4 protein-coding genes are annotated in these 3,661 nt (G+C 64.4%); 1 reads left to right on the forward strand and 3 read right to left on the reverse strand.

Going from position 1 to position 3,661, the window contains the following annotated elements:
* Both ftsZ and RMO25_RS10395 read right to left on the reverse strand, forming a co-directional pair.
* Window positions 1-895: cell division protein FtsZ (gene ftsZ, locus RMO25_RS10390; protein ID WP_309662531.1), on the reverse strand; the 895-nt coding region annotated here is incomplete at its 3' end.
* 149 nt (window positions 896-1,044) lie between these two features.
* On the reverse strand, window positions 1,045-2,271 hold the full coding sequence (locus RMO25_RS10395; RefSeq protein ID WP_309662532.1) for an MFS transporter: 1,227 nt from the start codon (window positions 2,269-2,271) through the stop codon (window positions 1,045-1,047).
* Window positions 2,272-2,417: 146 nt separating this feature from the next.
* On the opposite strand from RMO25_RS10395, the gene RMO25_RS10400 reads away from it, so the two are divergent.
* The gene (locus RMO25_RS10400) at window positions 2,418-2,645 is read left to right on the forward strand and encodes a GIY-YIG nuclease family protein (RefSeq protein WP_405051870.1); all 228 of its coding nucleotides are present in this window, start codon (window positions 2,418-2,420) and stop codon (window positions 2,643-2,645) included.
* 36 nt (window positions 2,646-2,681) lie between these two features.
* Here RMO25_RS10400 and ftsA read toward each other — a convergent pair.
* Window positions 2,682-3,661: cell division protein FtsA (gene ftsA, locus RMO25_RS10405; RefSeq protein ID WP_309662533.1), on the reverse strand; the 980-nt coding region annotated here is incomplete at its 5' end.

Raw genomic sequence — 3,661 nt, forward strand, 5'->3', positions numbered from 1 at the left:
CCCAGATGATGTTGGCGTCGGGGTCGACCAGTTCCTTGATGTGGCTGGCGGCCTCGTCGACTTCCATCAGGCGCATGTCCTCGCCGCCGGTGATCGAGATGATCACGCCCTTGGCGCCCTTCATGCTGACGCCGTCGAGCAATGGGTTGGAAATCGCCTTTTCGGCGGCTTCGATGGCGCGGTTGTCGCCGGTCGCTTCGCCGGTGCCCATCATCGCCTTGCCCATCTCGCCCATGACCGAACGGACGTCGGCGAAGTCGAGGTTGATGAGGCCGGGCATGACCATCAAGTCGGTGATCCCGCGAACGCCCTGCTGCAGCACCTCGTCGGCCATTTCGAACGCTTCCTTGAAGGTCGTGTCGGAATTGGCGAGGCGGAACAAATTCTGGTTGGGGATGACGATCAGCGTGTCGACGTGCTGCTGGAGCTCGTCGATGCCGGCTTCGGCGGCACGGCCCCGGCGCGAGCCTTCGAACGCGAATGGCTTGGTCACCACGCCGACGGTCAAGATGCCCTTGTCGCGCGCGGTCTTGGCGATCACCGGCGCGGCGCCGGTGCCGGTGCCGCCGCCCATGCCGGCGGCGATGAAGCACATGTGCGTGCCTTCCAGCGCGCGCTCGATCTCTTCCAGCGTCTCTTCGGCTGCGGCGCGCCCGATCTCGGGCCGCGATCCGGCGCCGAGGCCTTGGGTGATCTTCAGGCCCAATTGGATGCGGCGGTCGGCGGTCGAGGCGTTCAAGGCCTGCGCGTCGGTGTTGGCGACGATGAAGTCGACCCCCTGGACGTCGGCCGCGATCATGTTGGCAACCGCGTTGCCGCCGGCGCCACCAACGCCGATGACGCTGATCCGCGGGCGAAGTTCGTCGACTTCCGGCCGGACGAAATCGATGCTCATGACCATACCCCCCTCAAGCAACCAAGGTGCTGAACCGTCAATGTGAATCAATGCACTAGTCCGATTCGCGGACCAAGCGAAAATGTTAACGCCAGCAATAAAATTGGGGAAAAGAGTGACCCGAAAGACTCACATGCGTTCGAATTGGATCAGTTTGCCGTGAAATCGACCGGCTCGATCCTGGGAACGCCGACCGCCCACCACAAAGCGCCGAACGCGGCTACCGCGGCGGTCAGGACAAATGCACTCTCGTAACCCGCGCGATCGACAATGATTCCGGTGATGATCGGCCCGAAAATACCCGACAGATTGCCGAATGCATTCTGCACTCCAACCCAGGTTCCGGCAGCGCGCGGTCCGGCGAACATCTGCGCAACCGCGTAGAGGTTGAGCGACAAGGACGCGGTTGCAGCCCCGGCGAGGCACAGCAAAATGGCGATGCTGATCGCGCTGTGAGCATAAGCGAGGCCGAGGATGGCGACCGCGGCGAGCAACTGGCTGGCGACCATCATCCAGCGGCGGCACGCGGCCTCGGATCGACCCGAGCGCGTCCACCAGTCCGAGAAATGGCCGTAGCTCAATGCGCAAACCGCCTGGACGGCGTAACCGAGCGCGGCGAGCAGGGTCATTTCGCGGATGGTGAAGCCGCGCGACTGGACCAGAAACAGCGGCAGCCACGCGAGCAGGAAATAAAAGCAATAATTGCCCAACGAATGGACGATCGACATCGACCACAGGGGCCATTTGTTGATCAGCGCCCGAAGCGGGACGGTCGCGCCCGCGTCGTGGTGGCCGGTGATCGGAAGGGCGCGCACAGTCTGCTGCCACGGCACCAGCCAGATCAGGGTCGCAAGGCCAAAGGCGAAGAACATCGCGCGCCATCCCCATTCGGCGACGATCAGCCCGCCCGCCAGCGTGCCGACGGCGGGGCCGAGCGCGAGCCCGGCCGCGACCGCGGCGTTGGCGAGGCCGCGCCGGTCGGCGGGAACGTGGCGGGCGATGATCTTCGAGCTGCCGGGAAAGGCGATGCTCTCGCCGACACCGAGCATGACCCGAAGGACGAGCAGCGACAGGAAGCCGCCGGCAAACCCCATCAGCACCGTGCTAACGGCCCACAGGACGATCCCCCCGCTCATCAATTTGTAGACCGAGAAGCGGTCGCACAGCCAGCCGACCAGCAGTTGGACCGGCGCATAGACCCAGAAGAAGGCCGAGACCGCGATGCCGAAATCGGTCGCGGACAGGCCGAGCTCGCCCTTCATCAGCGGCGCCGCGACCGCGATCGCGCCGCGGTCGACATAGTTGAGGAATACCGCCGCGCCCAAGAGCAGGATCAGCCCCCGGTTCGCCACCTGCCTGGTTGCTATGCTCGCCATCTTCAGTCCCCCCCCGAACCCCCTTATTCGTCATTCCCGCGAATGCGGGAACCCAGCTAGACAAACAAAATGAATCGGGAATTCTTACCAGTCGTTTATCTGCTCGCCTCACAACGCAACGGGACACTGTATGTTGGCGTCACCTGATGGGACGCATTTCCAGGCATCGTAACGGCACGCTTCCCGGCTTCACACGCAAGTATGGCGTGAAATCTCTCGTTTGGTTCGAAGCCCACGCGACAATGGAAAGTGCCATCATTCGCGAAAAGCGGATCAAGAAATGGAACCGCGCGTGGAAGCTGGAGCTGATCGAAACTACCAATGCCAGCTGGCGCGATCTTGCTGAGGATTTGGGATTCGGGCCCTTGGCGTAGATCTGGGTTCCCGCTTTCGCGGGAATGACGAAGAAACTAGAACCCACCCCGCATGGCGGCAATGAAGCGGCCGATCATTCCCGTCGCGGGCTTGCGATCGGTCAAATTGCCGATTGCGATGTCGCGGATGTCGCTGCTGCCCGATCCGGCCAAATAAGCGAGGCCGACCAGGGTCGAGAACGCCGGGCCGCTGTGCGCGTCGGGCAGGCCGGTGATGGTCCGCGGGCGGCCGACCCGAACGGCGCGGCCGAGCACGCCCTGCATGTAATCGGCGAGATTCTTCAATTCGGCGCCGCCGCCGGTCAGCACCACCTGGCGTCCGACCGGGCCAGTGAAGCCCAATGCCTTCAATGCCGCGTCGATCTGGGCGGTCAGCTCCTCGACCCGCTGGCGGATGACCATCATCAATTGGGCGCGGGTGATCCGGGTCGGCTCGGCCCCGTCCTCGGCACCGATCTGCGCCGCGTCGATCATTTCGTGATTATCGCGCGGGCTCGTCATCGCCGAGCCATAGAAGCATTTCAATCGCTCGGCGTCGCGCCGCTGGACCCCGAACGCGCAGGCGATGTCGTCGGTGATATCCTTGGCGCCCAAGGGAATTGAGCGCAGCCCGACCAGCATTCCGCCGGCGTGGAGCGAGACGTTGGTGACTTCCGCCCCCAATTCGACCAGCGCCACGCCCAGCTCGCGCTCCTCCTCGGTCAGGCAGGCGATCGCCGCGGCGACCGGCGAAGCGACGATCGCTTTGACGCCGAGATGGGCCGAGCGGATCTCATAATCGATCTTGCGCAAGGGCGCCGCGACGGCAGCCACGACATGGATAACAACCCCAAGGCGGTCGGCGTGGAGCCCGATCGGGTGCTTGACCCCCTCGACCCCGTCGATGGTGTACAGCGCCGGCTGGGCGTGGAGCACGACCTGGCCGCCGCGATCGAGCGCGTTGCGCCCGCCCGAGAGCAATTCGTCGATGTCGGCCTGCTCGACCTGGTGGCCGCCCAGCTCGACCTCGACGTTGG

This window comes from Sphingomonas sp. (assembly GCF_031361285.1).
GTDB lineage: Bacteria > Pseudomonadota > Alphaproteobacteria > Sphingomonadales > Sphingomonadaceae > Sphingomicrobium.

Coding starts and splice junctions, on each gene's coding strand:
- RMO25_RS10400 (WP_405051870.1), top strand. CDS start 2,418: ATGGGACGCATTTCCAGGCATCGTAACGGCACGCTTCCCGGCTTCACA.
- RMO25_RS10395 (WP_309662532.1), bottom strand. CDS start 2,271: ATGGCGAGCATAGCAACCAGGCAGGTGGCGAACCGGGGGCTGATCCTG.